Consider the following 3,304-nt stretch of genomic DNA (forward strand, 5'->3'; position numbering starts at 1 on the left):
GGTCGAAGGTCTCCTCGATCACCGACCACCAGTCCCCGGCCTCGGGCGCGCGTTTGGAGCCGCGTCCCATGACGATCACCCGATCGCGCGCACGGGTCAGGGCGACGTAGAGCAGGCGCAGGGATTCATCGCCGACCCGCGCCTCGCGCGCCGCGCGGGCGTCGGCCGAGGCGGGGCAGTCTTCCTTCGACGAGCCGGGGCACATCAGCCAGGCTTCGCCGCTCTCGGTGGCGACTGGCATCAACGACGGCCCCTGCGCCTTCGCCTTCATCGTCGTGTCGGGCAGGATGACGACCGGCGCCTCCAGCCCCTTGGCGCCGTGAACGGTCATGACGCGGACCTCGCCGCGCGGGCCTTCCAGTTCGCGCTTCACCTCGACGTCGGCGGCTTCCAACAGGGCGAGACAGGTCTCCAGATCGGTCCCGCCGCGCCCTTCGGCGGCCAGCACCTGATTGAGGGTCTCGTCGATGGCTTCCTCGGCCTCGCGGCCCAGTCGGGTTAGGATGCGGGCGCGGCCTGATTGGCCGGTCGCATCCACCCGGTTCAGCAGGCGAGAGAAGAAGCCGAAGGGATCGCTGGCGCGGGCGTCGCGCGCCGTGCGCAACAGGTCCAGCGCTCCGCTCCACTCGGGCCGCTCGCCCGCGCGGCGCTTTAGTTCGCGCCACAGGCCGTCGCGCTTCTCGCGGCCCGCCAAGTCGAACAGGCTGTCCTCGTCGACGTCGCAGAAGGGGCCGCGCAGCACCTCGGCCACGGTCAGGTCGTCGCTGGGGAAGAGAGCGAAGCGGGCCAGCGCCTTCAGGTCGTCGAAGACGATGTGCTGCGACAGCTTCAGCCGGTCGGCGCCCGCCACAGGCGCGCCCGCCGCCTTCAGGCCACGGATGATTTCCTCGAACGTCGCATCGCGGCGGCGAACCAGGATCAGGAAGTCGCCGTAACCGCAGGGGCGAGGCGTCCCGCCCTTGTCGAAGACGACGGCGCCGGTCTCGACCTGACGCTTGATCTCGAGCGCCAGGGTCTGGGCCATACGCTTGCGGGCGCTGGCGGCGCCTTCCTGATCGACGGGATCGGTCCAGGCGTCGCGCTCCGGCGGGGCCTCGTCCACGAACAGGGGCCACAGGTCGACCGCGCCGGGCTGGCCTTGGCGGGCGGCGGTGTGATGCGGGATCTCGCCCGTTTCTCCGACCAGCGCCCGGGCGCGTTCGGGCGTGGCGAAGACTGCGTCCACGAAGGTCAGCACCGCCTCGGTCGATCGGTAGGAGGTCTCCAGCGGCACGCCTTCGAAGGCGCCGCTCGCCCCGGTGATCAGGCTGTCATAGACCTGCGCTTCCTGCCGCAGCCGTTCAGGCCGGGCGCCCTGGAAGGAGTAAATCGACTGCTTCTCGTCGCCGACGGCGAAGACGGTGCGGTCGGTATCGGGGACGGTGAAGAACTCGCCGGTCAGGGCGCGCATGATGGCCCACTGTTCGGGGGCGGTGTCCTGCGCCTCGTCGATCAGGACGTGATCGACGCCGCCGTCCAGCTTGTACAGCACCCAGGCGGCGGTCGAGCGGACGGTCAGCAGTTCGACCGTGCGGGCCACCAGATCCGAGAAGTCCAGCGCGCCGTGCGCCGTCTTGGCCGCCTCGTAGAGGGCGGCGTGAGCGTTGGCGAGGGTCAGCAGCCTGATGGTGTCGTCGGCGACCTTGGCGGCGCGCAGCTGGTCGCGGGCGGCCAGAAACTTGTCCTGAAGATCGGCAAGCCAGCCTGCGGCGTCGGGCGGCGCCTGCTTGGTCGCCATCGACTTGCGGGGAGAACCGGAGCCGGTCAGGAAGACGACGCCGAGACCGTGGAAACTCCAGTCGTGGTCGAGGGCGTGGATCAGTTCGGCGGCGCGGTCCTTGTCGGTCTTGGAGCCGGTGGCCGTCAGCTCGGCCATGCGGCGGACCTCGCCCCGGTCCAGCCAGCGCAGGAAGTCGGCCTCGATGTCCTCGGGCGTCTTTTGCGGATCGGCGCCGGTCAGGGCGTGAGGCGCGGGGGCTCGGCCGTCGACGACGCGGGCGACATAGTCGGTCAGTTCGGCGCGTTTGGCCTCGATCAGGGCCAGCAGATCCTGGAAGCGGCCCCAGTCCAGCTCGACCGCGAAATGGCTGTAGGCCTGGCCGACCGGCCCCTCGGCGTCGCTGAGGGCGGCGCGGGCCAGGTCTTCGCGCGCGGCGTGGGACAGGGCGATCGCCGCCTCGTTCTCCAGCACGGTGAAGCGCGGCGAGACGCCCGCCTCGATGGGAAAGCGCCGCAGCAGCTTTTCGCAGAAGGCGTGGATGGTCTGGATCTTTAGCCCGCCGGGCGTCTCCAGGGCGCGGGCGAACAGGCGACGGGCCTCGGACAGGCGGGCGGGGTTGAGGGCGGCGGGGTCGCTGTCGTCCAGTCTGGCCAGTTCGGCCGACAGTTCGCCGTCGTCCATGACGGCCCACTTGCCGAGCGTCTCGAACAGGCGGGCCTGCATCTCGGCGGCGGCGGCCTTGGTGTAGGTCACGCACAGGATGGCCGAGGGCGCGGCGCCGCCCAGCAGCAGGCGCGCCACCCGGCTGACCAGGGTGGTGGTCTTGCCCGATCCGGCGTTGGCGGTGACGAAGACCGAGCGGGCCGGGTCGGCGGCGCGGGTCTGGGGGTTCAGGCTTTGGGGGTTGAGAGCGCTCATTCCGCCTCTCCTTCTTCGCCGCCGCCGATGACGTGCCATTCCCAGACGCGGGCCAGCAGGTTGTAGGGGCTGTAGCTGCCCATCAGATGAGGTGCGGCCCATGAGAGGTAGGGCGTCTCCGGACGGTCGAACTCGGCGACGCGGGCCATCAGGCCTTGCAGGGCGGCGTCGGACAGGATTTGCGCTTCCGGCCCGGCGGCGCGCACGGCGACCTCGCCCGCCTTCTTGCGGCCGACGATGCGGACGTAGGTCAGCTCTTCGGGCGGCACGGGGCCGTTGGTGTCCCTGAAGCCGCCGGCGGCCAGGATGGCGCCGGTCAGGGTCAGTTGGGGCGCGAAGCCCGCCTTGATCTGTTTGGCCGACGGAACCTGGCCGGTCTTGAAGTCCATGACGGCGGCGGACAGGGCGCCGACCTCGATGCGGTCGGCGTAGGCCTTGACGGTGAAGGGGCCGCCCGGCGCCTCAAAGGTCAGCGCGCCCTGTTGTTCGATCAGCAGGGTCACGCCGCGCGCGCGTCGGTTCGTCTCGAACCCGGCCAGCCAGCGGGCGGCGTTCTTGGCCAGCGGCGCCTCGCGGGCCATGGCGGCGTCCTCGAAGCCGTGGGCCCCCAGCTCCTCCAGCAGCAGG

Annotated in this window: 2 protein-coding genes; both read right to left on the reverse strand. The window is 71.0% G+C overall.

Going from position 1 to position 3,304, the window contains the following annotated elements; translation table 11 throughout:
* Positions 1-2,677, reverse strand: a 2,677-nt coding sequence (gene addA / locus RT567_RS15195) for a double-strand break repair helicase AddA (RefSeq protein ID WP_313577080.1), incomplete at its 3' end; no start/stop codon positions are given.
* Positions 2,674-3,304 (reverse strand): PD-(D/E)XK nuclease family protein (locus RT567_RS15200; protein ID WP_313577081.1); only part of this gene is annotated, 631 nt, incomplete at its 5' end. The genes RT567_RS15200 and addA, both read right to left, overlap by 4 nt.

Origin of the sequence: Brevundimonas sp. (assembly GCF_032107865.1) — a bacterium.
Classification (GTDB): domain Bacteria; phylum Pseudomonadota; class Alphaproteobacteria; order Caulobacterales; family Caulobacteraceae; genus Brevundimonas.